27 protein-coding genes and 1 pseudogene are annotated in these 25,214 nt (G+C 40.5%); 11 read left to right on the top strand and 17 right to left on the bottom strand.

Annotated elements, in window-relative coordinates; all coding sequences use genetic code 11:
• Positions 1 to 56: 56 nt before the first annotated feature.
• Both P1X15_RS25885 and P1X15_RS25880 read right to left on the bottom strand, forming a co-directional pair.
• Positions 57 to 929, bottom strand: coding sequence for a DUF1080 domain-containing protein (locus P1X15_RS25885; RefSeq protein WP_277341042.1), 873 nt, complete (start codon positions 927 to 929; stop codon positions 57 to 59).
• A gap of 36 nt (positions 930 to 965) precedes the next feature.
• A complete protein-coding gene (locus tag P1X15_RS25880; RefSeq protein ID WP_277341041.1) occupies positions 966 to 1,367 on the bottom strand; it encodes a Dabb family protein in 402 nt (133 codons plus the stop codon).
• Positions 1,368 to 1,674: 307 nt separating this feature from the next.
• On the opposite strand from P1X15_RS25880, the gene P1X15_RS25875 reads away from it, so the two are divergent.
• Positions 1,675 to 2,514, top strand: coding sequence for an AraC family transcriptional regulator (locus tag P1X15_RS25875; protein WP_277341040.1), 840 nt, complete (start codon positions 1,675 to 1,677; stop codon positions 2,512 to 2,514).
• 30 nt (positions 2,515 to 2,544) lie between these two features.
• Positions 2,545 to 3,003: a GNAT family N-acetyltransferase gene (locus P1X15_RS25870; protein WP_277341039.1), complete on the top strand. Its 459-nt coding sequence runs from the start codon at positions 2,545 to 2,547 to the stop codon at positions 3,001 to 3,003.
• 45 nt (positions 3,004 to 3,048) lie between these two features.
• Here the strand turns inward: P1X15_RS25870 and P1X15_RS25865 are convergent, their stop codons facing one another.
• Positions 3,049 to 3,408: a helix-turn-helix domain-containing protein gene (locus tag P1X15_RS25865; RefSeq protein ID WP_277341038.1), complete on the bottom strand. Its 360-nt coding sequence runs from the start codon at positions 3,406 to 3,408 to the stop codon at positions 3,049 to 3,051.
• Positions 3,409 to 3,508: 100 nt separating this feature from the next.
• On the opposite strand from P1X15_RS25865, the gene P1X15_RS25860 reads away from it, so the two are divergent.
• Both P1X15_RS25860 and P1X15_RS25855 read left to right on the top strand, forming a co-directional pair.
• Positions 3,509 to 4,141: a nitroreductase family protein gene (locus tag P1X15_RS25860; protein ID WP_277341037.1), complete on the top strand. Its 633-nt coding sequence runs from the start codon at positions 3,509 to 3,511 to the stop codon at positions 4,139 to 4,141.
• Positions 4,142 to 4,262: 121 nt separating this feature from the next.
• The gene (locus P1X15_RS25855) at positions 4,263 to 4,607 is read left to right on the top strand and encodes a YrdB family protein (protein ID WP_277341036.1); all 345 of its coding nucleotides are present in this window, start codon (positions 4,263 to 4,265) and stop codon (positions 4,605 to 4,607) included.
• Between the two features lie 6 nt (positions 4,608 to 4,613).
• Here P1X15_RS25855 and P1X15_RS25850 read toward each other — a convergent pair whose 3' ends face one another.
• From P1X15_RS25850 to P1X15_RS25810, 9 genes are all read right to left on the bottom strand, one after another.
• The gene (locus tag P1X15_RS25850; RefSeq protein WP_277341035.1) at positions 4,614 to 5,369 is read right to left on the bottom strand and encodes an SDR family NAD(P)-dependent oxidoreductase; all 756 of its coding nucleotides are present in this window, start codon (positions 5,367 to 5,369) and stop codon (positions 4,614 to 4,616) included.
• A gap of 101 nt (positions 5,370 to 5,470) precedes the next feature.
• The gene (locus tag P1X15_RS25845) at positions 5,471 to 6,376 is read right to left on the bottom strand and encodes an AraC family transcriptional regulator (RefSeq protein ID WP_277341034.1); all 906 of its coding nucleotides are present in this window, start codon (positions 6,374 to 6,376) and stop codon (positions 5,471 to 5,473) included.
• 79 nt (positions 6,377 to 6,455) lie between these two features.
• Complete coding sequence (locus P1X15_RS25840; RefSeq protein WP_277341033.1) at positions 6,456 to 7,961, bottom strand: PQQ-dependent sugar dehydrogenase; 1,506 nt, start codon at positions 7,959 to 7,961, stop codon at positions 6,456 to 6,458.
• A 109-nt stretch (positions 7,962 to 8,070) separates the two neighbouring features.
• On the bottom strand, positions 8,071 to 8,946 hold the full coding sequence (locus tag P1X15_RS25835) for an AraC family transcriptional regulator (RefSeq protein ID WP_277341032.1): 876 nt from the start codon (positions 8,944 to 8,946) through the stop codon (positions 8,071 to 8,073).
• Positions 8,947 to 9,263: 317 nt separating this feature from the next.
• Entirely contained in the window at positions 9,264 to 10,058 is a 795-nt protein-coding gene (locus P1X15_RS25830) for an SDR family NAD(P)-dependent oxidoreductase (RefSeq protein ID WP_277341031.1), read from the bottom strand.
• A gap of 20 nt (positions 10,059 to 10,078) precedes the next feature.
• The gene (locus P1X15_RS25825) at positions 10,079 to 10,891 is read right to left on the bottom strand and encodes an alpha/beta fold hydrolase (protein ID WP_277341030.1); all 813 of its coding nucleotides are present in this window, start codon (positions 10,889 to 10,891) and stop codon (positions 10,079 to 10,081) included.
• A 67-nt stretch (positions 10,892 to 10,958) separates the two neighbouring features.
• Positions 10,959 to 11,546, bottom strand: a complete 588-nt coding sequence (locus P1X15_RS25820; RefSeq protein WP_277341029.1) for an NAD(P)H-dependent oxidoreductase — start codon at positions 11,544 to 11,546, stop codon at positions 10,959 to 10,961.
• Between the two features lie 75 nt (positions 11,547 to 11,621).
• Positions 11,622 to 12,212 (bottom strand): Crp/Fnr family transcriptional regulator, encoded by a 591-nt coding sequence (locus tag P1X15_RS25815; RefSeq protein ID WP_277341028.1) that lies wholly within the window; start codon positions 12,210 to 12,212, stop codon positions 11,622 to 11,624.
• A gap of 63 nt (positions 12,213 to 12,275) precedes the next feature.
• On the bottom strand, positions 12,276 to 14,702 hold the full coding sequence (locus tag P1X15_RS25810) for an outer membrane beta-barrel family protein (protein ID WP_277341027.1): 2,427 nt from the start codon (positions 14,700 to 14,702) through the stop codon (positions 12,276 to 12,278).
• 186 nt (positions 14,703 to 14,888) lie between these two features.
• On the opposite strand from P1X15_RS25810, the pseudogene P1X15_RS32635 reads away from it, so the two are divergent.
• Positions 14,889 to 15,383, top strand: a pseudogene (locus tag P1X15_RS32635) (RNA polymerase sigma factor); the annotation flags it as partial.
• Positions 15,384 to 16,153: 770 nt separating this feature from the next.
• Here P1X15_RS32635 and P1X15_RS32630 read toward each other — a convergent pair.
• From P1X15_RS32630 to P1X15_RS25795, 3 genes are all read right to left on the bottom strand, one after another.
• On the bottom strand, positions 16,154 to 16,456 hold the full coding sequence (locus P1X15_RS32630; protein WP_409049708.1) for a hypothetical protein: 303 nt from the start codon (positions 16,454 to 16,456) through the stop codon (positions 16,154 to 16,156).
• A gap of 130 nt (positions 16,457 to 16,586) precedes the next feature.
• Positions 16,587 to 17,429, bottom strand: a complete 843-nt coding sequence (locus P1X15_RS25800) for an SDR family oxidoreductase (protein WP_122930121.1) — start codon at positions 17,427 to 17,429, stop codon at positions 16,587 to 16,589.
• 92 nt (positions 17,430 to 17,521) lie between these two features.
• A complete protein-coding gene (locus tag P1X15_RS25795; RefSeq protein ID WP_277341025.1) occupies positions 17,522 to 18,427 on the bottom strand; it encodes an AraC family transcriptional regulator in 906 nt (301 codons plus the stop codon).
• 118 nt (positions 18,428 to 18,545) lie between these two features.
• On the opposite strand from P1X15_RS25795, the gene P1X15_RS25790 reads away from it, so the two are divergent.
• The 6 genes from P1X15_RS25790 (at position 18,546) to P1X15_RS25765 (ending at position 23,962) form a co-directional block, all read left to right on the top strand.
• Positions 18,546 to 19,583, top strand: a complete 1,038-nt coding sequence (locus P1X15_RS25790) for an aldehyde reductase (RefSeq protein ID WP_277341024.1) — start codon at positions 18,546 to 18,548, stop codon at positions 19,581 to 19,583.
• Positions 19,580 to 20,365 (top strand): AraC family transcriptional regulator, encoded by a 786-nt coding sequence (locus P1X15_RS25785; protein ID WP_277341023.1) that lies wholly within the window; start codon positions 19,580 to 19,582, stop codon positions 20,363 to 20,365. Before P1X15_RS25790 ends, P1X15_RS25785 begins: the two co-directional genes overlap by 4 nt.
• A 172-nt stretch (positions 20,366 to 20,537) precedes the next feature.
• Positions 20,538 to 21,368: a redoxin family protein gene (locus P1X15_RS25780; RefSeq protein WP_277341022.1), complete on the top strand. Its 831-nt coding sequence runs from the start codon at positions 20,538 to 20,540 to the stop codon at positions 21,366 to 21,368.
• 91 nt (positions 21,369 to 21,459) lie between these two features.
• On the top strand, positions 21,460 to 22,521 hold the full coding sequence (locus P1X15_RS25775) for a sensor histidine kinase (protein WP_277341021.1): 1,062 nt from the start codon (positions 21,460 to 21,462) through the stop codon (positions 22,519 to 22,521).
• A gap of 24 nt (positions 22,522 to 22,545) precedes the next feature.
• Positions 22,546 to 23,271 carry a LytTR family DNA-binding domain-containing protein gene (locus P1X15_RS25770; RefSeq protein ID WP_277341020.1) on the top strand — a complete coding sequence of 242 codons (726 nt, stop codon included), beginning with the start codon at positions 22,546 to 22,548 and terminating at the stop codon, positions 23,269 to 23,271.
• Between the two features lie 193 nt (positions 23,272 to 23,464).
• A complete protein-coding gene (locus tag P1X15_RS25765) occupies positions 23,465 to 23,962 on the top strand; it encodes a hypothetical protein (protein ID WP_277341019.1) in 498 nt (165 codons plus the stop codon).
• Positions 23,963 to 23,990: 28 nt separating this feature from the next.
• Here the strand turns inward: P1X15_RS25765 and P1X15_RS25760 are convergent, their stop codons facing one another.
• On the bottom strand, positions 23,991 to 24,692 hold the full coding sequence (locus P1X15_RS25760; RefSeq protein WP_277341018.1) for a hypothetical protein: 702 nt from the start codon (positions 24,690 to 24,692) through the stop codon (positions 23,991 to 23,993).
• A gap of 113 nt (positions 24,693 to 24,805) precedes the next feature.
• Positions 24,806 to 25,030 (bottom strand): hypothetical protein, encoded by a 225-nt coding sequence (locus P1X15_RS25755; protein ID WP_277341017.1) that lies wholly within the window; start codon positions 25,028 to 25,030, stop codon positions 24,806 to 24,808.
• Positions 25,031 to 25,214: the final 184 nt, after the last annotated feature.

The raw sequence follows: 25,214 nt of genomic DNA, 5'->3' as shown, positions 1-25,214 counted from the left end.
TACTCAAACACCCTGCTAGTAGAGGGTGTTTGAAATAAATCTTCAATACATTAATCCTAATCAAACAATCTAGCGTATTCTTCGGGAAGTTCAGTTAAAGCTTTTATGCGAACATCTCTGTAAAAAACCTCCGCCGCCTCGCTTTGTAATTGGATTTTGCCACTCTTCATGGGTACAGCTTTGCCATCTGGCAAAATATAGCGCGAATCTTTCAGGACCATCACTACATGCCCATTGACAATGTGAAGGCTTTTCCCCTCAAAGCAAATCAAGTCTAGCCTAGTCCATTCATTATTAGGGCTTTCGTAGTTTTCAGAACGAAGGCAGAAATACTCTTCTCCTGACCTGAAGGTTCGAAAGGGTTGTCTTGCATTAGCTACTCTATTCATAACCCCTTCTGCGGGATACGACCGAATATCAATAGCCGAAGTAGACTGACACCAAAAGTCTCCCATATGTCCTTCCATAATCTGAAACTCTTGTGAAAGCATCCACGTACGCCAATATTCGGCCCCCGCTTCCCCTACCGAATGATATAAAATACCTGAGTCTTTTAATTTATCGATGCGAGGTTCGTACTTTTTTTGTCCCCACTTTACTTGAAGCGTTAAATGATAATTCTCATACGTCTTGCGTGTAAACACACATCCATAAATCTCTCCACTTACCCGTAGCACAGGTCCGTCTTGTTCATTGATGACCGAAAATACCCCAAACCCATCTTTGTTATAACCAATAGGGGCTATTTCTTTCCCTTCAGTATCTTTTGGTATTTTACCGTCATATCCCACTTTGTGACGATAGCTTAGATAACTTTCCCATTGGGTCATATTTTTATCTAAAAGCGACTCCCATCCTTGCGACTGACCAAAAGCCTCACACAAAATACCCGATACTAAAACAATTATAATAGAAGAAACGCCCTTCATGAGATAAGAAGTTATAAGGTAGGGGATTTTTTGTGGTTAAATCTGCACCGAATCATACACAATGACCTTTTCCCAAAGGTGCGAGTAATCTTCTACAAACTTGAGGTGAATAGGGTGTTTTTGGTAAACTTCTTCTTCTTCCAAATTGTCAAAAAAGCACAACCAAGACACGGCATAGCTGCGCTCGATAACGCTACGATTGGTGGTTGCAGGCGTGCCAATGTTGTGCATCCGAATCGTTGGTACCTTCGCTAGTGCCGTTAAGCCTTCGATGAGTTTTTTACGGTCGGCTTCACTTGCGGGGTTTTTCAACCAAAAATACACATGGTGCACAAACACCTTTTTATCCTTTTTGGCTTCAGCCGTGAGCCCAATCACAGAAGTTGTGGAAGCAAGGGCTACTTTTTTAAGTAGTGCTCGTCTTTTTATCAATTTCATTCTCTGTAACTTTTAAGTTTGTTTCTCCTTCAATTTTGGGTTCTTAAGTTTGAACTACGTCAGGGCAACTTATCTATCCGAGAACTCTACCGATTAGATACAGGGTTTTTGACTTCACCACAAGCAGCGAAGTCAAAAACAATAATTTGTGCTTAGCATAAGCACTGTACTTATCTGTAAAATTTCATCATAGGTTAATTGCAGAAAAATGCCTTAAAACATCGTTAATGCAAAATTAGAAAGGAAGTAGTTGTTAATTTCTGTAAAAATCCATGTTATTTTGGTAAAAATAACGCACTTACTTTCGATGAAACGCTACGTTTTGCACACTCCCTTTAACATTTACCATTTTGAAGCTTCTCAGTGGGAACACCCCGTACACAAGCATACCTATTACGAAATCATCTTTATTCTGAAGGGGTTTGGTGTCCACAACATCAATGGCAATACTTACCCTTACGGGCAAGGAGATGTATTTTTGTTAGGTCCAGAAGACTTCCATTCGTTTGATATACAGTCGATTACTGAGTTTTGTTTTATTAGATTTAATGAATCGTATAGCAAAACAGATACTGATAAATATTGGCAACAAATTTTTCAATCGTTGTTGTTTACTTCTACCCAAAGCCGAGGAAGCATTGTGCATGACAAGCAAGAAAAAGAGAAACTACATCAACTTCTCAAAGTACTTGAAAATGAATACGATAACCCTCACTCAGCACATTTTGAGATACTACGTGATAGTTTGATGCGAAGTATTTTGCTGATTTTGGCTCGTAACCTCTCCCAACAAACTCCCGCCAAATCGGAAGAATCGAATGCCGCCGAAGCGATATTGAGGTACATCAAACAGCATATTTATGAGCCCGAAAAACTCAGTATGGAACGAATTGCCGAGGAGTTTCACCTAGCGCCGACTTACGTAAGTATCTTTTTTAAAAAACAAACGGGAGAATCGCTCAAACAATTTATCATAAAGCATCGCATCAAGTTGATTGAAGCTAGGCTTCTCTACAGCTCCATGACCTTGACCGAAATTGCGCATGAATTTGGTTTTACGGACGAAAGTCATTTTTGCAAACAATTCCGAAAATACACGGGCAACAATCCTACCGCCTTCCGAAAAAATGTAGCTCCTATTTTGTAAATTTGTCTGTTCCTTTTTTACTATTCCTCTATGAATTTAATATTTAGAAAAGCCACGAAAGAAGACGTATTTTTCATTGTACAAATGTTGGCCGATGATGATTTAGGGCAATTGCGTGAAGATTTTCGAGACCCACTTCCCGAAATTTATTACCAAGCATTCGCCAACATTGATAAAGATGAAAACCAAGAATTGATTATTGTTGAAAACGAAAACGCCGAAATTATTGGAACTTTACAATTGACTTTCATCCCATATTTGACCTACCAAGGTGGAATCAGAGCTCAAATTGAGGCCGTGCGTATTAGAAAAGATTATCGTGGTCAAGGTATCGGACACCTTTTTTTTGAATGGGCAATTCAACGTTCTACAGAACGCGGCGCTCACCTTCTCCAACTTACCACGGACAAAAAACGACCCGAGGCCATTCGTTTTTACGAAAACTTAGGGTTTCGGGCAAGTCATGAAGGAATGAAAATACATTTTTGACAGCAATGTTCTCCTTCTTCGAGAACCTCATTTTTAGCACTCATTTCAAGCTACAACTTCATGCTCCATTATTCTGGCTCGATGGGCTATACCCCAACTTGCAATAACCTCCGTCATTTCTTTTAAGCTTCTTCCATACTCGGTCATGGAGTATTCTACCGCAAATGGCTGTGTACTAATGACAGTTCTGGCTATCAACTGATTGATTTCCAAATCTTTCAATTCCCGACTCAATACTTTACCCGAAATCCCCTCCACTTTTCTAAGCAAATCGCTGTACCGCATATTATCAAAGCATAAACAAGCAATAATAGAAATTTTCCATCGACCTCCAATGATGTCCATAACATCATGAATTGCCCTAATTGTACCGTGGCATTCACTTGATTTCTCTTTTGTCATCATGTTTCTTGTAAGTTATTTGGTTGATTTATTGTCTCTATGACAAATATACACATAGTTACTTTTTGTCCCTACTTTTGACAAAAAATAAATATAAAATCAAATGAATACACATGAAATTCTCCAATGGAGATATGCCACCAAAAGGTATAACGGCCAACTCATCCCCAAAGAAAAGCTGGATTACATTTTAGAAGCAGCACGCTTGGCACCTTCATCATCTGGTTTGCAGGCTTACAAAATTTTCGTCATTAGCGAAAAAACACTTCTTGACAAAATAAAGGTCATTGCCATGAATCAGCCCCAAATCAACGAATGCTCGCATTTATTGGTTTTTGCTAGCTGGGACAAATACTCGGAAGAGCGATTATCGGAAACTTTCCGAAAAGTAGAAATAGGCAGAGGAATGACTACGAATCAGCTTGAAGATTATAAAAAATTACTTTTAGACCTGTACACTCCTCTTGGCGAAACATGGCAGGCCAACCACCTAGCTCGCCAAACCTATATTTCGGCCTCTATGGCAATGGTGGCCGCCGCAGAAGTAGGTATAGATTCGACTCCGATGGAAGGTTTCAACAACGCCGAATTAGATCAACTCCTTGAATTAAACACTTATGGCCTAAAAAGTCAGATTTTGCTACCCCTAGGCTACCGAGATACCGTAACTGATTGGAATTTACCGATGCCAAAATATCGACGTCCTCTAGAGGAATTAGTCGTAGAAATAAATTAGTAAAAAGCCGTTCCTAGGAGCGGCTTTTTTTATACACAATATCAATTAAAAGTCAAAAAGGGAAAAGTTTGTGTCATTTTAAATACATTCGTGCCACCAAATGACCAAACCTCAACTACCCATGCAAACTCTCCGCTACATCAATTACCTGTTAGCCTTTGGGTTGGAGCTTGTCCTTATTTTTAGTGTTGCCTTTTGGGGTTATTCCTCTGGAAAAACGATATTGACCAAGTGGGCGTTTGCCATCATACTTTTTGTTGCAGTTGCTGCACTTTGGGGAATATACGCCGCCCCCAAATCTTCCATGCGCATTCGATTTCCGTGGTTAAATCTGTTCAAAATCGCGATGTTTTCGCTCGGGACATTAGCCTTTATAGGGCTAGAAAAAACTCGTTTCGCCGTTATCTATTCGATTTTGACCCTCATCAGCGTCGCAATTAGCTATTTTGACGAAACGAGTTCTTAACCATTTTTAAAGGTGGATTCCCCCCGAAACCTCTATGCGTTGGCCGTTAATCCACTTCGCCTCGTCGCTACACAAAAAAGCAGCCACACTTCCAATATCATCGGCTAAACCCACTCGGCCAAGCGCTGTTCGGGAGGCGATGGCTCCGTTCAGTTCTTGGTTGTCCCGAACTCTACCTCCGCCAAAATCGGTCGCAATAGCGCCTGGCGCAATCACGTTTACCCTAATTTTTCGATTTCCTAACTCTGCGGCTTGGTAGCGCGTTAGTGTTTCTATCCCCGACTTCATCATAGCGTAGGCCGACGAGCCAGGGTATGAAAAACGAGCTAACCCCGACGAGGTATTTAAAATTACACCACCATCATTTATCAAAGGCAGCAGTTTTTGGGTCAAAAAATAAGGCGCTTTCAAATGAATATTGACCATTTTATCAAAATCCTCCTCGGTAGTATCTGCAAAAGCACCGTAATGTCCAGTTCCCGCATTATTGATGAGAACATCCATTTTTTGAGTACCAAATGTTTCGCTTAGTGCTCGTTGCAATTCATCGACAAACGCATTAAAGTTGTTCGTCGATGAAATATCTAACGGCAAAGCCGCTGCTTTCTGTCCTAACTTTTGAATTTCTACAACTACCTTTTGGGCTTCAATTTCGTTGCTTTGATAGGTAATTACAACATCAAAACCTTTTTTTGCCAACTGAAGGGCTTCATCTTTTCCTAATCCACGGCTTCCGCCCGTTACTAATGCAATTTTGTTCATGGGATATGTGATTAATTTGTTGATGCAAAATTGCGAGGAATTACGGGCTCGCTGTTTGCAAAAACGAAAGCAATGTTTGCAAAAATCAAATATCCCTTCTTCTACGCTCTAAATTGAGCAGGTGAAATAGAAGTATGGCGTTTAAAGAAATTAGAAAAATGGGCAACTTCTTCAAAACCCAACGAATACGCAATTTCCGAAACGTGCCAATCGGTTTGTCGAAGGAGTATTTTGGCTTCTTGCGTCACACGACTACCAATAATCTCCGTCGTCGTTTTTCCAGTGTTATCTTTTAGCACTTTATTCAAATGATTTACGTGTACCGATAAGCGATCGGCATAATCTTTCGCAGTGCGTAGGCTGAGTTTTTGATGCGGCGTATCAATCGGAAATTGTCTTTCCAACAATTCAAGAAACAAAGAAGAAACCCTCGCCGCGGCATTATGCGAAGAATACAGGGCCGTTGCAGGTTGCAATTTTTGTCCAAAATGAATCAATTCAAGAACATAATTACGGAGTAAATCGTACTTGTACGCATAATCAGACACGATTTCGCGGTGCATTTTTTTAAATATTGCCTTGAGCTCTTCCACATTCTCATCATTCAATTTGAAAATGGGAAAGCCGTCTGGTCGAAAAATTGGCAAGTCATCCAAAGAGATTCCCGTCTTACTTTTGAGCATAAAGTCGGGAGTAAACACGCAAAAATGGCCGCTTTGATCGGCATCTTGTGGCACATAATGATACGGTATCAAAGGAGTAGCAAAGAGCAACGCATTTTCTTCGATGTCAATGACTTTATCGGCATATTCAGCACGGTTTTTCCCAAGGATAAGGCTAATTTTATAATAGGCCCGACGATTGTAGGGCATACTATTTTTTTCACGCAGCCCCCTGATAAATTCGTCAATTTCAAATACATTGAAATGCCCGATTTCTTTTTTGAAGCCCTCAGGAAACGGAAGGTCTATCTCATTGTAAAATTCTTCTACCGATGTGATGCTCATCTTTGTGTTGTAAAATTCAAATATACTCCCGTAAACATTCAAGCAATTAAATCGGTTCAAAAGGGAGAAAAGTTGAAACTTATCCCGCATTCCTAACCCTAATCACCTTCCCATTCACCTCGTCCGAAAGCAGGTACAATTTCCCCAACGGGCTTTGTATCACTTTACGGATTCTCAAGCGGTCATTGACAAACAGTTCTTCGGCACTCTTCACGGTTTCGCCTTCAATCACCAACCGCCACAAACTGCCTTTTGCCAAGCCACCCACGAGCAAGTTTTGATTCCAAGCGGCAAATTCGCTACCCGCATAAAAATGCAATCCTGTAGGCGCAACCGTTTGAGACCACGACCAAACGGGGTCGGTGTAAACATTTCCCGCAATAGGCTTTGGGTCAAATTCGGCAAAACGATACTTCCCTGTGGTTTTCATTGGCCAACCGTAATTAGCCCCCGCCTTGAGCACATTGATTTCATCACCTTGGTGCGTTCCGTGCTCACTAAACCAAAGTTGGTTGGTTTTAGGATTTAGGGTGATTCCTTGCGCAGCCCGAATCCCCATGGCGTACAAACCAGCAATGGCTTTTTCTCTAAAAGTAGGGTTATCGTTAGGAATCGTTCCGTCAGGGTTGATGCGGTATATTTTACCTCGTTTGTCTTCTTTATTTTGAGCAATGGGAAGTGCAGGCTCATCTTTTTCGTTGAATAGCCGTTCGCCAATGGTAAAATACAATTTCCCGTCGCTACCGAAGGCCATTCCTCCACCATAATGTACACGTTCAGACGTAAAAGGTTCGGCCACAAAAAGTACTTTTATTTGGCTCAAAACCCCATTTTTTAGCACAGCTCTGATAATTTTGGTGGTTCTACCTTTCGCACTTTTGGCAGCATAAGACAAGTAGAGGTATTTATTATTTTTAAAGTCAGGGTCAAGCAATACCTCAAACTTACCCGTGTTATCTCCAAAACCCCCAAGGCTATCTTCCAAGTCGGTCGGAAAGCCCTGAATCGTTTTTCGTTCTTTGGTCACTAAATTCAACAGTACTAAATCACCCTCTTTTTCCGAAATCAGTGCTTCTTCTTCGGAGATAAAAGCCATGCTCCAAGGACGTTTTAATCCTTCCACAATGGTTTCTTTTTGAAGTTGAATAGCGTTTATATCAAAGACCCTGTGCGACTTTCGGGTAGAAACTTTATCCGCAATCAACCAGCCTTCATTGGTTTTCATGAGGTTAAAATAATCGGTAAACAGGTCTTTTTCAGTACTGATTTCCACTTTTGCGCTTCCCATATTGTCGGTTACGTCAATGGTTACAATGCGCGTAGTCAGGTTTTTGGGTCGTGGGTGTGGCTTGAAAAAGCTGAGGTACTGGTTTCTTGAATAGTCGATAAACTTCCCATCTCGGTAATTTTTCAGGTGGCAAGAAGCGTGCATGGCCTTCCCCACTTTGGTGGTATCGCCAGTTGCCCAGCCATCAAAATAGAGCTGAATCGTAGTCTCAATTTGTTGTCTTTCGGTGAGGTTATCTTGGCAAAACGCCGAGAAGCAACTGATCAATAAACTTAGGAGCAACGTTCCTTTTTTCATCGTAAAGTTCTTTAGAGTTTATCAAAATGAAAACGCTTCATTTTGCACCTCAAAAATTCAAGAAACTTTGGTGATGAAAGTTCAGGAAGTTAAAATCAGTAGTACGGTTTTATAAATCTGGAATTTGTTGTTTTTGGTAAGCGCTGGGAGTCAAGCCTTTAATCTTTTTGAAAGCAGCAAAAAAGGTAGATTTCGCATTAAACCCTACTTCGTCTCCAATGGCATCAATGGTAAGTGGCACGTTCATCGAAAGCATTTTACAGGCTTCTTCAATTCGGTATTCGTTGACAAACAGGGAGAAGTTTTTCTCCAAGTTGTCGTTTAAAAGCTGCGACAATTGATGCCCCGAAAGGTTAATTTCTTTGGCAAGGTCGTTCAATTTCAGATTGGGGTCTTTATAAAGCATTTTCTCTTCCATCGCGCGCTTTAGCTTCCCAACCACCAACGCAACTTCCTGCTCATCCATTTTTTTATCGACGTATTTTTGGGATGAAAAAGAAGACAAATCGTTGGTTTTCTTACGGTAAAGCAAAATAAACACGACCAGATAAATGATGAGAGAAAAATAAAGCGCCCCAAAGATGTAACTTCCTTTGATGATATTTAAAATAGCCCAAACGTAGGAGACAAACAATAGCAAAACGCCACCAAAAATGGTTAAAACCCATTTTTCAAAAGCTTTCAGGCTTTCTTTTTGCCGTATTTTTTTAAGAAGCGGCCAAATTACTCCCCCCGAAAAAATGACGTAAATTCCCCACTGCAAATAAATAAGCGGGATGATGTAATGCCTCCACCAGTAAGGAACCGCTTGATAAGGATACACCACTCCGACCACCACAATGACGAAAGCCCAAAAAGCCGTTTGTCCTATCCACGATTTGGGTAACTTTTGAATTTGTTGAATTTCGGCCCTTATGAAGAAATATAAAAAAGGGCCAATAAAAAAGCAGGCTGTAAGCCCAAGTTGAAGGTATATTTTGGGCAAACTTGCGTCAAAAAAATACACAACTGATTTCCCAATTCGAAGACTAAGTACCAACAACAACGCCCCTAATAAGTAATTTGACAGGTGTTTTTTTGTCGTAAAAAAGAAAAAATAAAGACTCAGAATTAGACCGTTAAACGCCCCTAATGCACTAAAAAAGAACAGTAATTTATCCCCAAAGCCCATTTTTCTGAGTAGTTATTACAATCTATTTAAGGAGCGTCTCCTGTGTTCGATTTTCTTCCTTCAACAAAACTACACAGAATCAGGTGTTTTTGAAAATCGCCAAAAACACCTGATTTACGCATGACTGTATTTTAGTGTATTCCTTTCAAAATCCCTCCATCTACTCGAATGGCAGCGCCATTGGTAGCAGCCGCCCACTCGCTCGAAATGTATAATACAGCGCTTGCTACTTCATCGGGAGTGATGAATCGCTGTAACAAACTAAGGGGGCGGGTTTCGGCAAAAAACTGATGCTCTATCTCTTTGGGAGTCAGTTTTTTTTGCTCGGCAAGGTTGCCAATGAAGCGCTCTACCCCTTCTGAAAAGGTTGGCCCAGGAAGAATAGAATTTACTGTTACTCCACTGCCTTTCGTTAATTGCGCCAGTCCGTTGGCAATCGAAAGTTGTGCCGTTTTTGACATGCCATAATGAATCATTTCGGTGGGAATTTGGATAGCTGATTCACTCGAAATAAATAGGACTCGTCCCCAACTCTTCTTCATCATTTTTGACATGTAAAAACGGGTTAGTCGAATCCCACTCAATACATTGATATTAAACATTTTGGCCCAGTCTTCGTCTGTTGACTCAAAAAAATCGACAGGTTCATAGATTCCGAGATTATTGACCAATATATCCACCTCTGTCACTTCTCTACTAAGGTGGTTAAAGCCCTCTTCGATAGTGAGGTCTGCCGTTATTCCTAAGACTTTGGCATTGGGAATTTCATTCTTAATTCGATTTAATGCGTCATTGACACCCGTTTCAGTTCTGCCGTTTAAATACACCGTTGCTCCTTCTTTGGCAAATCCTTTTGCAATGGCATAGCCAATCCCAGTTGTGGAGCCCGATACCAATACTGTTTTTTTATTCAATTGTAAGTCCATGATTGTAAGTTGTTTATTTGTTATTGCCCTATTTTGATGAGAAGATTGGCCACTTCAACAGGTTGCGACAAAAACGGTGAGTGACTGGTATTTATTTGATAGACCGTTTTGATACCTGCACCCGCAATCATTCTGTCCTGTAAACTTGGAGAAACCACCACGTCCTGAAGTGTTTTGATATACACTTTTTCAACAGATCCGAACCCTTGCGTTGTCAATGACACCTTATTGGTCAATGGAATCGACGGCTCACCTCGGTAGCTAGACAAAACCTTTTCTTTGGCTGCCTGCGAACCGTCATGGATAAATAAGCTCGTTAGGTTTTCCTTATTTACATCCAACGACAGTTTATCAGAAGCTTCGATGAGATTGGGGCCAAGTTTTGAATCGGGGTCAGAAAAAGCCAATTCAACCAATGCCTGTCCGTTGGTAGGAAGAAATGCCCCGATGTACACCAACTTGCTGATTCTTGCAGGTGCTTTTTCAGCCACTGCCGACACCACCATTCCACCCATGCTGTGTCCTACCAGAATTACTTTTTCGTTTAATTGAGCGATAGCTTCCAAAACTTTATCCCGATACACATCCAGTGTAAGCGTGTGAAGCGGCGTCTTATCTGCACCATGCCCGGGAAGTTCAACAACAATCACCTTATTACCATTTTTGATTAAATCTGCACGGACGGCCTCCCAAACGTAGGAAGCTTGCCATGCACCGTGTACGAGCACATAGGTTTGGAATGGAACACTTGGCGTTGCATTTTCTCTGGTGCAAGATGCAAGTGCGAATACTGAAGAGGCTGCACTAAACAGCGCTAAAATCAACTTTTTCATTTTATTTGTTATTTGTTTGTTTGGCCTACTTTGTGTATCGGTGTTCGGCTTTTCCGTTTGTTATTTTTCATTTCAATTGTTCTCCTAATTGCTTCACTTCAGCAAGCCACTTGGCCCTCAGTTCATCCGTTGATTTTCGAATAAATCCAAAAGTGGAGAACCGAATCGGGTCAAAACCTACGTATCCGAATATAATGTCTTTCAGGATTTGATATTGGGAAGCGCGGTAAATGAGATAGAACCACAATTTTGGCGTATCCATGGTTACCATTATTCTGATACTTTTTCCTTTGAGGAGTTTTTCAGGAAAGCTTTTTCCTGAATGGTTTTTGAAAGCAAAACCTGGGAGAAATATGCGGTCGAAGAAACCTTTGGTAACGGCAGGCATAAAACCCCACCAGTTTGGATACACCAAAACCAAGTGGTCTGCCCATTGGATAAGTTGCTGAGATTCGACCAAATCTTTCTCAAGCTGCATGGCTTCCCCTTTCTTGTAGCCATCAGCCAGATTTACGTCAAATTCCAAATTGGCAATCTTAATAATCTTGCAATTTGCACCTGCACTTTCAGCCCCTTTTTGGTAAGCCTCCAAAAGTGCGTTACAAAATGATTGGTCGGAAGGGTGACCTAAGAGGAGCAATATGTTCTTTTTCATTGCAGTAAATCGTTAATTGATACTGCAAAGGTGGGCTCAAAACCGAAGGTGTACCTGACACAAAAGTGTCAAAAACTATTTATGGGCTAATTTTTGGCGAATACGCGTAAGAGATTGTCTTTCAATGCCGAGGTAGCTGCAAAGGTGAGAAAGTGAGACTCTGTTGAAGAGGGCGGCATTTCTTTTCATAAAATGAAGGTAGCGTTCTTCAGCCGTTTCAAATATAAAACTTTCGATGCGAGACTGCTGCGCCTTTAACACTTCCTCGGCGATGATACGACCGTATCTTTCAAAAACGGGCGACTGTTGGTAAAGCAATTGTTGATTCTCAAACGAAAGACAAACCAAAGTTGTAGGCTCTAAACATTGGATAGAATAACGGCTCGGTGTTTGCGTAATGAAGGCGGGATAATGGGTAGCGTAATCGCCCTCGGCATAAAAGCCAACGGTTCGTTCATCGCCTTCTGCATCCACAAAATAAGCGCGAACTACGCCCTTGGTGATAAATCCAATTGATTTTTGAATTTTATCGGAGTGAATAAAAAACTCTTTTTTGTTTAACTCAATCGTCGTAAGTTTTGATGCAAACCTTGATAATTCTTCGTCCGAAATGTCAGGGCATATTACTTTTACGGAGTCCAAAAATAGGGCTATCTCTGATTGCATCTTATTGGTTGTAAGGTTCCTGCTTAACAAATATAGTAAAATGCGTTCATTAAAGCCCCTATTTCACTGCACCCTCTCCCTTTCTTCATCTTTGGCCTCGTACTTCACGCTGCGGGTGTTTTTACCAAAACTTCGTGCGTAGGTCAATTTAATGACCCGATAAAATACCGTTTCGTCACGCCAATTCGACACTGTGTTGATGTCGAAGGCAATGGGTGCCATGCCGCCGTTGTGTGAATGTACACTAAACGAACGAAAAACATCGGGTAAAGTGAGCAATAATGTTCCTTTGTCATTTTTAAGTTTTTTAGCAATTCCTACATTGGCTACACCAAAGCCTTTGATTGTATTCGGGCCTTCAAAATAGGGCATATTGTACCAGCCCGAAAGCTCAACTTCAAAGTTTTTAGGCAAGTTGATTTGTTGTGAGAAATTGAGATTCTGAAACACATATCGCTTTTCGGCAGGAAATTGACTGTAAGAAACCTTATAATCTCGGAGAGAAGTAAGGGTGTTTAATGTCAGCTTCCACCATTTTGCAAGTTGAAAAGGGTAGCTCAAAAATAGATTCAGACTTTTCATGTAATCCAGGTTTTGTGGCGAAGAGATACCTACATCTTTGGTGGCATTTGAGGTAATCTGATACCTCAAAATAGGATTCAAATCATATTGAGCTGAAATACCAAGGCTCAAACCTTTTTTTGCATACTCAACTTTGAGCATATCAGAGAGTGTAGGTTTTAGCAATGGATTTCCAGAAAAAACAAAAGTGGGATCGGTGTAAAACAAATTGGAAATCAGGTCGGTATAGGCAGGGCGACTGATACGGCGACTGTAATTGAAATTAATCGAGGAATTTTGATTAATGGCATAGGTATAAAGCACCGATGGAAAGAATTTTGAAATCTCAAATACGCCATCTTGATTGTTAAAATCTCTTTTCCAATATTCATAACGCAGTCCAAAAAGAAGATTACTTTTAGCGTCAAGCATATATTTAACTTGAGAATATACCGCAGCAATCCGTTCCTGACTTTTGAGTTGGCTTTGCAAGCGTGGATCTATTTCCCAAGTATCGTTCACTTTTCTTTCTACCTTACTGTCGTTTTCATTTTGGGCAAAGCTCGTTTTTATGCCAAAATCAGCATTGATTTTTTCGCTAAACTGCGTAGTCAAATCAGCTTTAAAAACACCTACATGTATTTTAGAAATACTTTCGCCTCTATTCCCGTACGTAAAAATTGAAAACTGGGGTTTTATCGGCTGTTTTTGTTCATCAAAATATTCCAAAGAAATACCTGCGGGGCTGTTGTTGGAATAATTTATGTAGCTAAAATCGGCATTGAATTGTGTTTTAGGCGAAAAAGTCTGTTTTAGATAAAACGACGAGATATTGTTTTGCTTGGTCGTCAAGCCATCTGAAAGCATCGCTATTTCAAAAAAATCCCCTCTTTTTAGCTGGTAAGTACCTCCATTGTTTACCAAATTATGAGATTTATCAAAACTTCCAACAAAATCGACACCAAGTGTAGTTTTGGGATTAGGCTGATATTGTGCCGCAAAATTTAGATTATGATTGTTTTGGTATCGACGAGCAATTCCATAAAAAGTATTGTAGGTTTCGCCCAGCATAAACGAAGCCCCTGCTGTACCATCACCTGCGTATCCAGATTTCCGAACATCATGATTGAACGAATAAGAAGCATTAAGATTTAGCTTTTTGAATCCATGAGAAATACCAATTGTGGTAAGGGCTTTTTCTTTATAACCATACCCTGCCGTAGCCGAAAAATTGATTTTCGTCCCCAATAGTTCGTTGTTCTTGAAGATAATATTGATAATCCCCGCTCCTCCGTCAGCGTCGTATTGGGCAGTGGGAGAAGTGATAAGTTCAATTTTTTCGATGTTATCGGCCACCGTATTTTCAAGCAGCGACATCAGTTCTTCCATCGGCATCTGCACCTTTCGGCCATTGAACATGATCGTTACGCCGCTCTGTCCGTTCAAGCTAAATTGATTGTTTCGTCGGTCCGAAATCACCCCTGGCAATCGCTCCAGTACCTGCAAAGCGTTGCTTCCTTTGGTCATAAGGCTACTTTGAAGATTGATAATTTTGCCCAGCGGCGTGGTTTGAATGAGTTCTTTCTTGGCCGAAACCTTTACTTCGTTCAGGGTATTTTCTTCTTCCAAAAGTGTCAAATCAGCCAGTGCAATGGTCGATTTGGAAGCATTTACTTCAAACGCCTCAGAAAGTCGCGACTGATACCCTACCCCACTGACTTTCAAATAAAAACGCCCCGTTTTTGGCAACAAAAGTTGATAGTTCCCCCCTTCATTGGTGGTGGTACCTGATACCAAACTACTGTCGGAGGCAGCCAAAAGCAGCACGTTGACAAACGGAACAGCTTCTCTTTTTGGAGTGATGATTTGGCCTGTGATTTGCGCAAAGGCGAAGTTTGAAAAAAATGTTAAAAGCAATAGTGTCCTCATTTTGCTGTTTTTTCATCAAAACAAGCGAGACTTTTTCTTTCAACTAGATACGATTGACGAAGTGCGAGGATTGATTGATGAAATGCAAGGGTTAGGGGTGTTACCTAGTTTTTGACAAAAATTATTTTTTGATAAATTTATTTGTTCTTCCCTGCCACCCTTTCTATTTTTTGCATCATGTAATCTATGGAACATTCAAATTTGATAGTAGCCTCAAAAACATTTTGGGAAAAAGCCTACCGCCAAAACATCAATAAATTGATTGGTGTAGGCTATCGCTATACGACAGATAGGGAAATAGCCGAAGATTTAGCCCACGATGCCTTTTTGTTGGCTTATGAAAAAGTGGCTGAGTTTGAAGGAAAAGGGCCATTTGAAGCATGGCTACGGCGAATCATGGTGAATCAATGCTTGCAATATTTACGTGGTCAACAAAAACAGAAATACATAACTGATTATCTGCAACATGAGGTGGAAAATAACGAAGAATCAACGTACGAAGAAAAACAAGACTTCTCAGAAGCAGAGCTTTTAGCGGTAATTAATCAATTGCCTGAGCACCATAAAATGGTGTTTAATCTTTATGTGATTGATGGCTTTAGCCATGCTCAAATTGCCAAAGAACTCGGTATTAGCGAAGGTACTTCAAAATCGCATTTGGCAAGAGCTCGTAAGAGAATCAAGGAGTTACTCAATCAAAAGAAGAAAAAATCAGCCGTTTTCTTACTTTTTTGGAATATTGATGAACTATGTAAAAAACGTTTCGAGTATTTTGAAATCTCCGCTTCCAAAAGTATTTCATTCGATTTATTTACAAACTCCAGTGTTTCAGCACCTCTATTTAACCCTAAACTCCCTTTTCTTTATACTTATTTGAGTGCTGCGGTTCCCATTTTAAGTATTGGGGTAGCCTCTTTGGTTTTTTGGGCAAATTTTGAACAAAACGATTCAATAATTGAAACAAAAAAAAATAATATTTTAGAAGACACTGCCACCATTTCAGAAAATCGCATCAATAGTCAAAATGATTCTTTAACTATAAATGCAGATTCAATGAAAAATTTAAAATCAATCGGGCTAGTAGCAGCCACAGTCGCAAGTTTGGGTGTAAATAGCAATGCACAGACAAAAATTACTACAAACTCCACCGCTAAAATGGAAACAATTGTAGATAAACCACAAACAGTTGTTTTGGATAATCCAGTCGGTGTAAATACCAACAAACGACAAACGGTTATTTTGGATAACTCAGCCGATATAAATATCGACATGCTTCAAAAAACTGTTTTGGATAATCCTATAAACACCAATGCTTCAGGCACTTTTTATGGAGAAAAGCTCAATTGGTCGGCAGAAAATAACGAGCTGTATTTTGAAGGAAAATCCATTATCAATTTTGGAAAAAATAATACCATTACCAATGGTAGAATAAATTTTCTGGGTAAGGTATATTATTTAGTAATAGATGGCAAGCCTGCTAAATTGGGGGATAAAATAAATCTGACCAACAAAAAATACAGCCTCAGGTCGTTATCGGCCCAAAATGCCCTTGCAAAGTATGGAGATTCGGGTAAAAATGGCGCAATCGAAATAGACATAGCAGAGTAAAAAAAGTCATGGCATCGTTTTGCCCCTTGAGCCAATAAAAACGTAACAATAGGCAGTACGAGCAGGCAAAAAACAGGAATTACAATTTCTTCGGACAGGAGTTTGGTACCGATGGCAAGTGCGGAGAGGGTTTGAATCAAAAACATACCAATCACAAATACAATCAGGGTAAAGCCAAACTCCTTTTGTCCTATGCGTCCTTCATACGGTAAACCCCAAAATTAAACAGAAGGTCAAAAAGAAGGATTAGCTACTATTAATCGCCTTTAAAATGCCTCAATTGAAATTAGTAGCAGTAGCCAATGTCTCGTGGGCTGCCAAGTCTTTTTGAATGGTGACTAACTTAGATTTTGCCAACTCATACGCATCTTGTCCCAAAAATAAATGCAAAGGAGCCGTACCGTTTTTAACCACATCAATCAATACTGCGGCTGCTTTATCGGGGTCGCCAGGTTGGTTTCCGCTGATTTGGGTCTCATGCAATGCCTGAATTTCTCTTGCTTCTTTGTACGCAGCAATCTCATTTATGGGTGTATTGAGCGATTCTTTCGACAAAAAACTGGTGCGAAAATAACCTGGATACACCACTGTTGCACTTATGCCAAACGCCTTTGCTTCGGCCGCAAGCGATTCGGTAAAACCTGCGACGGCAAACTTAGTAGCACAGTAAATTCCCCAACCAGGAAAATTGCCCGTAAAGCCCCCAATAGATGAAATATTGAAAATATTACCCGATAGCTGTGCCCTGAAATGCGGCATAACCAACCGAATAACATTGAGTGATCCAAACACGTTTACATCAAAATTTTGACGGGCTTCGGCATCACTTAATTCTTCCAACGTACCCAATTGCCCATACCCAGCATTGTTGACCACGACCTCTATTGTCCCCCATTTTGCCACCGTCTCAGCAATGGCATTTGCTACGCTTTGCTCATTGACTAAATCGACTTGAAGTGGCAAAAATACATCGGAAGCCTCCCCCATTTCTCGTGTTAAGTCTTCCAATTTTCTTGAAGTTGCCGCAACTTTATAGCCTTCGTTTATTAGTTTTTTTACCAAACTAAGCCCCAAACCCTTCGACGCGCCTGTTACAAACCAAACTTTTTGTGTGTCCATTTTTTGTTATGTTTTTCGATTATTTGATGACACAAAAGTAGAAGCAAGACGCCCGAGTGAGGTTGTAACAAGCAAACCAATAACTGCAAAAATCAAACAACTTGTGCACTTCGGAAGGCTTTAGGTGTAAGCTGCGTGTGTTTTTTGAAAAAATTGATAAAATGAGGTGATTCTTCAAAGCCAAGGCAAGTACTTATTTCTGCAATTTGCCAGTCGGTATGTTTCAACAATGCTTTTGCTTCTTGGGCAATACGTTCTGCAATCACCTGCGATGTGGTTTTGCCCGTAATATCTTTCAAAGCACGGTTTAAATGATTGACATGAACGGCCAATTGATCGGCAAAATCCGTAGGTGAACGAAATTTCATTTGTTGAAAAGGAGACTCAATCGGAAACTGCCGCTCCAACAATTCCATAAATACGGATGAAATACGCGTAGCCGCATTTTGGTGGTTAGACAGAACTGTTGCGGGCTGCATTCGCTGCGCCAAATGAATCAATTCGAGCACCAAAGCACGGATAGCATCATATTTATAGAGATAGTCCGACTCAATTTCTCTACAAATTTTTAGATAAATTGTTTTTATCGGCTCTAAATCTTCGTCTTCTATCAAAAATACAGGGTTTCCGCCAGGTTTAAAAACAGGGTATTCTTTGATATTTCCGAATTGGTTAAAAAACGCTTCCGTGAAAATGCAGAAATAGCCCGATTGTTCCTCTTGCAAATACTCCCAGTTATAGGGGATTTGTGGATTGGAAAAAATCAATGCTTGTTTGTCGATATCGATGGTTTTATCGGCATAATGCGCCCTGTTTTTTCCAATAATTAAGCTTATTTTGAAAAAATCTTTCCGACTATACGGGATACATTGCGCGTATTTTGCCACAAAGTCTTCCAGTCTGAAAACATTAAAATGCCCCATCTCTTTCCCCAAATTTTGAGGCATCCAGTTCAGTTTGAGCTTATAAAAATCCTCGATTGTTTCGGTCTTGTTCATGGGGTAAAATTACAAAAATCAAACAAAAAAATGGACTTTTCAAGAAAGCAATTTTGGACTTTTCAGAAAAGCGAGGCGTGATTCTTATTCAGACCTTTGTGGCACAAACTGAATAAAAATGAAAACCAAAGAAACAGTATTAGTCACCGGAGGAACAGGTTTTGTAGGAAGACAACTTGTCCTCCAACTTTTGCAAAAAGGGTATCAGGTTAGAACCACCATTCGTAACCTTGCCAACCAAGAAAGCATCATCACTACTCTAAAATCTCACGGAATTGAGTCCTTTGAAAGCCTCTCATTTGTTCAGGCAGAACTGACCAAAGATGACCATTGGGCGCAAGTAATGAACGGCTGCAAGTATGTCTTGAGCGTAGCTTCACCCGTTTTTTTTGACGTTCCCCAAAACGAAGAAGAGGCCATTCGCCCTGCCGTGGAAGGCATTCTTCGGGTGTTGAAATTTGCAAAAAAAGCAGGGGTACAACGAGTCGTCATGACGTCCAATTTTGGAGCAGTTGGATTTAGCCATGTTGATAAAACTACCCAAACCACCGAAGAAGACTGGACCGACGTTCATCTCAAGGGCTTGTCGGTTTACGAAAAATCAAAAACGCTGGCCGAAAAGGCTGCTTGGGATTTTATAGCAAGCAAAGGGGGGAATTTAGAATTCGCAACCATCAATCCCGTAGCGATTTTAGGGCCATCGCTCGACGCTCATTTTTCGGGAAGTTTCCATTTGCTCGAAAACCTTTTGAATGGCTCGATGAAAGTCGTCCCTTACATTCCCCTCAACGTAGTCGATGTTCGCGACGTTGCCGATTTACATATCCGTGCCATGACCCACCCACTTGCAAACGGGCACCGCTTTATCGCCTCTGCCGACGGGCAAATTTCCATCCCTGCCATTGCGACATTGTTGAAAAAACACCTTCCCGCAGTTTCTCAAAAAGTTTCTACCAAAAAACTTCCAGATTGGATTCTTTCTTTTGCATCTTTATTCAATGCCAAAGCAAAAGAAGGGGTAATGCTACGAAACGTGAATCGTAATGTTAGCAATCAAAAAGCCAAAACTTTATTGGGCTGGACACCCATTGCAACCCAAGAACAGACTATTTTGGCAGCGGCAGAAAGTATGATTCAATACCGAAAACTCCCATGAGAGCAATCACCAAAGATAAAAAGTCGGCGATACTACGAGAACAATTTATCCCTGACCATGTTTTTTTTTACATCCAAAAAGGATGGATACGTTTTTTTGATGGCGACCAAAACTACCCCTTCCACGAAGGCCAATGTGGTATTGCCCTTAAAAATCGTTTGGCAAAGTTTAGTTTACTTGATTCAATCGACGAATTTGAACCCATCATCATCTGTTTTGAAGAGGCATTTTTAAAAGATTTTTTGCAAAAACACCCACGTGCCATCGCGGCAAATCCATCCAAAAATGCGTTTATCAACGTTGCTCCAACGATGTTGATCGATGAATTCATCCGTTCGTTGAAACCTTATTATAAAGATGTGATGGAACTCGACGAGGCGTTTGAAGCGCTCAAACACGAAGAGCTCTTGCTCATTCTGCTTCGAAATCAGCCTGAACTTGCCCATGTTCTTTTTGATTTTGGAATTCCTGAAAAAATCAATTTGGAAGCTTTCATGAACCGAAATTTCACGTTTAATGTCAGCCTCCAACGCTTTTCGTACATGACAGGAAGAAGTTTATCGGCTTTTAAGAGAGATTTTAAGGCAATTTTCAACGAAACCCCAAGTCGTTGGTTGGTGCAAAGAAGGCTGGAAGAAGCCTTCTTTTTGTTACAAAAGAAAAATCGGAAACCCTCCGAAATTTATTTAGAACTGGGTTTTGAAACTTTAGCTCATTTTTCAACCAGTTTTAAAAAACGATTTGGTCTAAACCCCACAGCTTTAATTGAAAAGCATACCTAAAGTACCCCCGTTTTAGCAGCAGGTTAAACGCAATTAAAACTTATTAGCACTGAGTTGAGGTCTCTTCATTCCTGCATCCCTTGTTTATCCCATTTTTGGGGCATTTCAAACCACTTTTTACTTCATGAGAGCTGTTTGCGCTAAACTTGCGTTTCAAAACTTTAACACTCTCATGATAAAATCTCCCTATTTTTGGCTATCAGCACTTATGATCGCTATCATTCCCTGCTTCATAATCGACATCGTACACCACTACCTTGATTGGAAAAAAGAAGTAAGAGAAGAACTAATTATTGTTGTACAAAACCTATATACTTTCACCAAAGCCCAAAAAGCCAACATCTTAGACAGAGTGTTTGAGCGAAACCAAACCTTAATGTTTCTTATGTACCTCAAAAGCTTCGCTATTCTGCTTTTCGTGGTAGGGAGTAGTTATTTTTTCTGGCGCTATCAAAAACAGGTAAAAGCCAGAGTATGGCAATCTTTGCTTTATACGATTGGAATAGTAGCTTGTTTTTTATCAATAAAAATTTTTGCGTTGAACAGGCTCGATTCCACTGAAAATGTGAACCTTATCTCCATCAGTCCAAATACATCTTCGTTTAAAGAGATTTACAACAAGCATTTTAAAGGTAGTGTGGTGTATGTGGATTTTTGGGGTACGACTTGCGGCCCTTGCCTACAAGAATTTAGGAATTTCACCAAGCCGCTCAAAGAAAAATACCAAACAAGAAAGGACATTAAATACCTCTACATCGCCCAAGGAAACGAATACCTCTGGCGTGAGCAAATCAAAAAATACAAAGTAGAAGGAAATCATATTTTTATTAGTGAAGACCAATACGCCAAACTCTATCGCCAATCTACCAAAGACAGTACGATACTCATGCCACGCTACTTAATCATCGACAAAAAAGGGGAAGTAGTAGAATCAAACGCTAAAAGACCAAGTGACCGTGACAGTCTGTATGTACAATTAGACAAATACCTCGTTGGGAATTAAAACATTTCGTCAATTATTTTCGACGCTACATCAATCTTTGGGACATTTGTAAGTCATAAACTGCTAATTTTCAACTCTAAAAATGGCACAAATGTCTCATTGGTTTTTCAGATACAAACTTCACCACATTCCCTTTTGGATTACCAACCATCTGGCTTGGATGATGATTAATGTAGGTAGTTTTGAAGGAGTAATTAATTATCTTTTTAAAGGAGAATTGCCTGTCAAATTCATCGGATACATTATTTTTCAAGCAGTGGGAGCTTATTTTATTCTATACTATCTGATTCCGAAGTTTTTGTATGTGGGCAAATATCGTAGCTATATTTTGACAGTACTCCTCACCGTTTTGGTGTGTACGGCATTCATTACGGCAGGTTATTTTTTGAACGCTTATTATTCAAAACTGACATTTTTTGAATTATTTGGCAAACGTCCCGACCAATGGTTTGTCATTTTTTCTACGGCGGCTTTTCCTTCTACCGTAGGTTCGATGACATTGGCAATGAGTATAAAACTCGGCAAAAACTGGCTCAATGCCGAGCGAAAACGCCTTACTTTGGAAAAAGCCAATCTCGAAACCGAACTGAAATACCTGAAATCACAGATTAATCCCCATTTTTTGTTCAATACCATTAATTCCATTTTTGTCCTGATTCACAAAAACCCCGATTTGGCGTCGGAGTCGCTCGCGTCTTTTTCACAAATGCTTCGTTATCAGCTTTATGAGTGCAACGACCAAGAGATTTTGTTAAGCAAAGACCTTCAATTTTTGGAGAACTTTATTGAATTAGAAACCCTGCGTTTGAACGAAAATCAAACCGAATTGGCTTTTGAATTGAACCATGAGTCAGCTCGGGGTCATGAGATTGCGCCGTTTATTTTGTTGCCTTTTGTCGAAAATGCCTTTAAACACGTATCGAAGGGAAAAACCCAACAAAATTTTATAAAATTGGAGTTGAAAGTAGATTCTGAAAAACGACTTCAGTTACATCTCCAAAATAGTTATAATGAAGAAAAAACAAAAGGAAACTCAGGAATTGGGTTAAAAAATGTCGAACGAAGGCTCAATTTGATATACCCAAACCGACATACTTTAGAGATAGAAAGAGGAGTAAAACTTTTTAAAGTTAAATTAACCATCCAACTATAAAAACTCCCCTTGGAGAAGGCAGCCATGAAATTACGATGCGTCATAGTGGACGATGAACCTTTGGCCAGCGAAGGGCTTATGAAGTACGTCGAGGTGGTAGATTATTTGAGCCTTGTGGGTGTGGCAGAAAACCCACTAGAACTTAACAAGTTACTTGAAAATCAACCCATTGACCTTATATTTTTGGATATTCAAATGCCCCACATGACTGGATTGGACTTTCTAAAAATCAGGTCTAATCTTCCCCTGGTTATTTTGACAACGGCCTACCCCAACTACGCCTTAGAAGGGTTTCAGTTTGATGCAGTCGATTATTTACTAAAACCCATCACCTTCAACCGTTTTTTCAAAGCTACCAACAAAGCCAAAGATTTGTACTTTTTAAAAAATCAGACACTTCAAAATTCTCCCCAAAACAGCGAACCCGATTATTTGTTTATCAAATGCGAAAGCAAGTACGAGAAGATTTTGGTGGACGAAATTCTGTTTGTTCAATCCCTTCAAAACTACGTGATTATTCACACCCTGCGGGGAAAATTCATGACGCTGCTTCCCCTAAAAACCGTAGAAGAATACCTTGACCCAAATAAGTTTTTGCGAGTTCATAAATCGTATTTGGTAGCCACGTCCAAAATTGAAAGCATCGAGTCTAATGAACTTTCGATTCAAAATCACCTCATCCCCATCAGCCGCAACCTCCGTGAGCGAGTAATTGAAGTAGTGGTTAAAAGTAAGTTGTTGACAAAATAGACATTCCAAGTTTCACCTCCCAAGTACCTGAAACTTGGAAAGGCTAACCAAATTTCCCAAACAGACTTTCCAAGTTTATACTCACAAGAACCCAAAACTTGGAAAGTCTACCTACTAATTTTTGTAAGCTATCCAACCAATACAACCCTAAATGTGTCATAACAAAAACACATTCATTAAAACCATACAGATTATGAAAACTCGCCTTATTTTCGTGATTACAAGTTTCGTTTTAGCTTACTTCTTTACATCTTGCTCAAAAGACAAAGCAGTCATCACTGACCCTGAAAACCAACAGGTCATCAAAGACAAAACGCTATTTGACTCCTACATGAAGACACGCACAGCTGCCACTCAGACTTCCTATTTTGAGTTGAAAGAAATAAAGCGAGAAAACGGAATTCTGACCATTAAGATTTTGGGAGATTGTGACAAAGAACATTATAGAGTAGTGTGGGATGGTGCTGTCATGGAGTCATTTCCGATGCAAATCAACCTTTTAATAGCCTATAACAGACCCAAAGATTTAGTCTGTGATGCTAGCTTGCACGAACATACCCTTGAAGTAAACTTAAAAGAACTCATCGGCCATGATTTCAAAGATTCGGATTATACAATACACGTCCTCAACGGCTCACAAGAAAAAGATAAAACCATAACCCCCAACGGCACAGTGACCAACAAAAAATAGATTCTGACCGCCTTTCCAAGTTTTAGGCCTAGCTACAATCTGAAACTTGGGAAGTTGGACTGGCTTCGGAGTAGATATTTCTTAGCCCTTTGGAGGCGGTGAAGGTGGTCGAAAAAGTAAAACCTACTCGACCGGGGGCGGCTTGCCGCGTGGCTATATCATAAGGCTTATCGCCCAACAATGCCGCCGTAAAACCGCTGATACCTCCCTCTCGGGTAAAGGTAACATCTTGGGCACCAAAAAGTAGCTCTCTGCTGCTGCCACTGACGTGGAAGTTGAGCCGTACAAAAATGGTAAGTTTGGTGACGGCTTTCTCAAACTTGGCCTCCAAAATCCCTACGGTGATGCGCGAATTGTCGCCCAATGATTTTGACAAACCCACTGGTAAGGTGAGCAATGCCTCGGGTGTGAGGCTCTCGATGAGTTTATCGGGATTTTGGTCAAGGTAGCGAAAAAGCTTGCGGGCTTCCACGCGGCTTTCGGCTACCTCTTCTGAGACGACTACGGGGAGGTTGGCCATCAAATCTACGGCGGGAGTGGTGCTGCTCATGCGCTGATTGAGGGCGGCAAGGGCGGCATCCATATCGGCGATTTGGGCACTGACGACTCTACTCGGTGCGGCGGGGGTAGAAGTAGGTGGCTTGGTGGTGGGGTCATCGTGGGAGTGGCTCCACGCAACCCTCGCGGCCAAGCTGATACTTAGCAGTAAGATTTTGTATAGATACTTCATAGCTTTACTAGCTTTTGATGATAATAGTATGAATATGCCTCCTATGTTCAAGAATAGTTATTGGAATTACATTATTGTTATGATTTGAACTTAACTAAAGTACCTAAGCGTTTTTAAAAAGTTTCAATCTGCAGCCCTCCTTGGGCATCGGTAGCGAGGTAGGGTACGTGGCCTTTGGTTTTGAGGATTTCCGTTTTGGCGTTGGCATCGGTCTCAGCGTGAAAAAGCAGTATAGAATCTCGACCCGTGACGCGGGGGCTGTATTGGGCTGCTTCTCGCTGGGCAAGACTGGCGAGGGAAATACTACTAAAAATAAATGTGTAAATACTCAGACGCATGGATAGAGGGTTTAAGGTAATTGGTTGTTTAGATAAATGGATACTTTAAGTGAGAGTGGGGAGTGTACGCTGAACTGTGTCAGGATTTTAGTTTTGCCTTTTCAGCCTCCGAGGTAATTTTCTCTGTCAGCTTGTAATCTATCGCCAAATTTAATGTACAATTGCGACATGGCCAACCCCCAAT

This window comes from Runella sp. MFBS21 (genome assembly GCF_029433105.1).
In the GTDB taxonomy this organism is placed as follows: Bacteria; Bacteroidota; Bacteroidia; order Cytophagales; family Spirosomataceae; genus Runella.
Note: the sequence above shows the minus strand (reverse complement) of the source record. Positions and strands in the feature narration are given on the sequence as shown.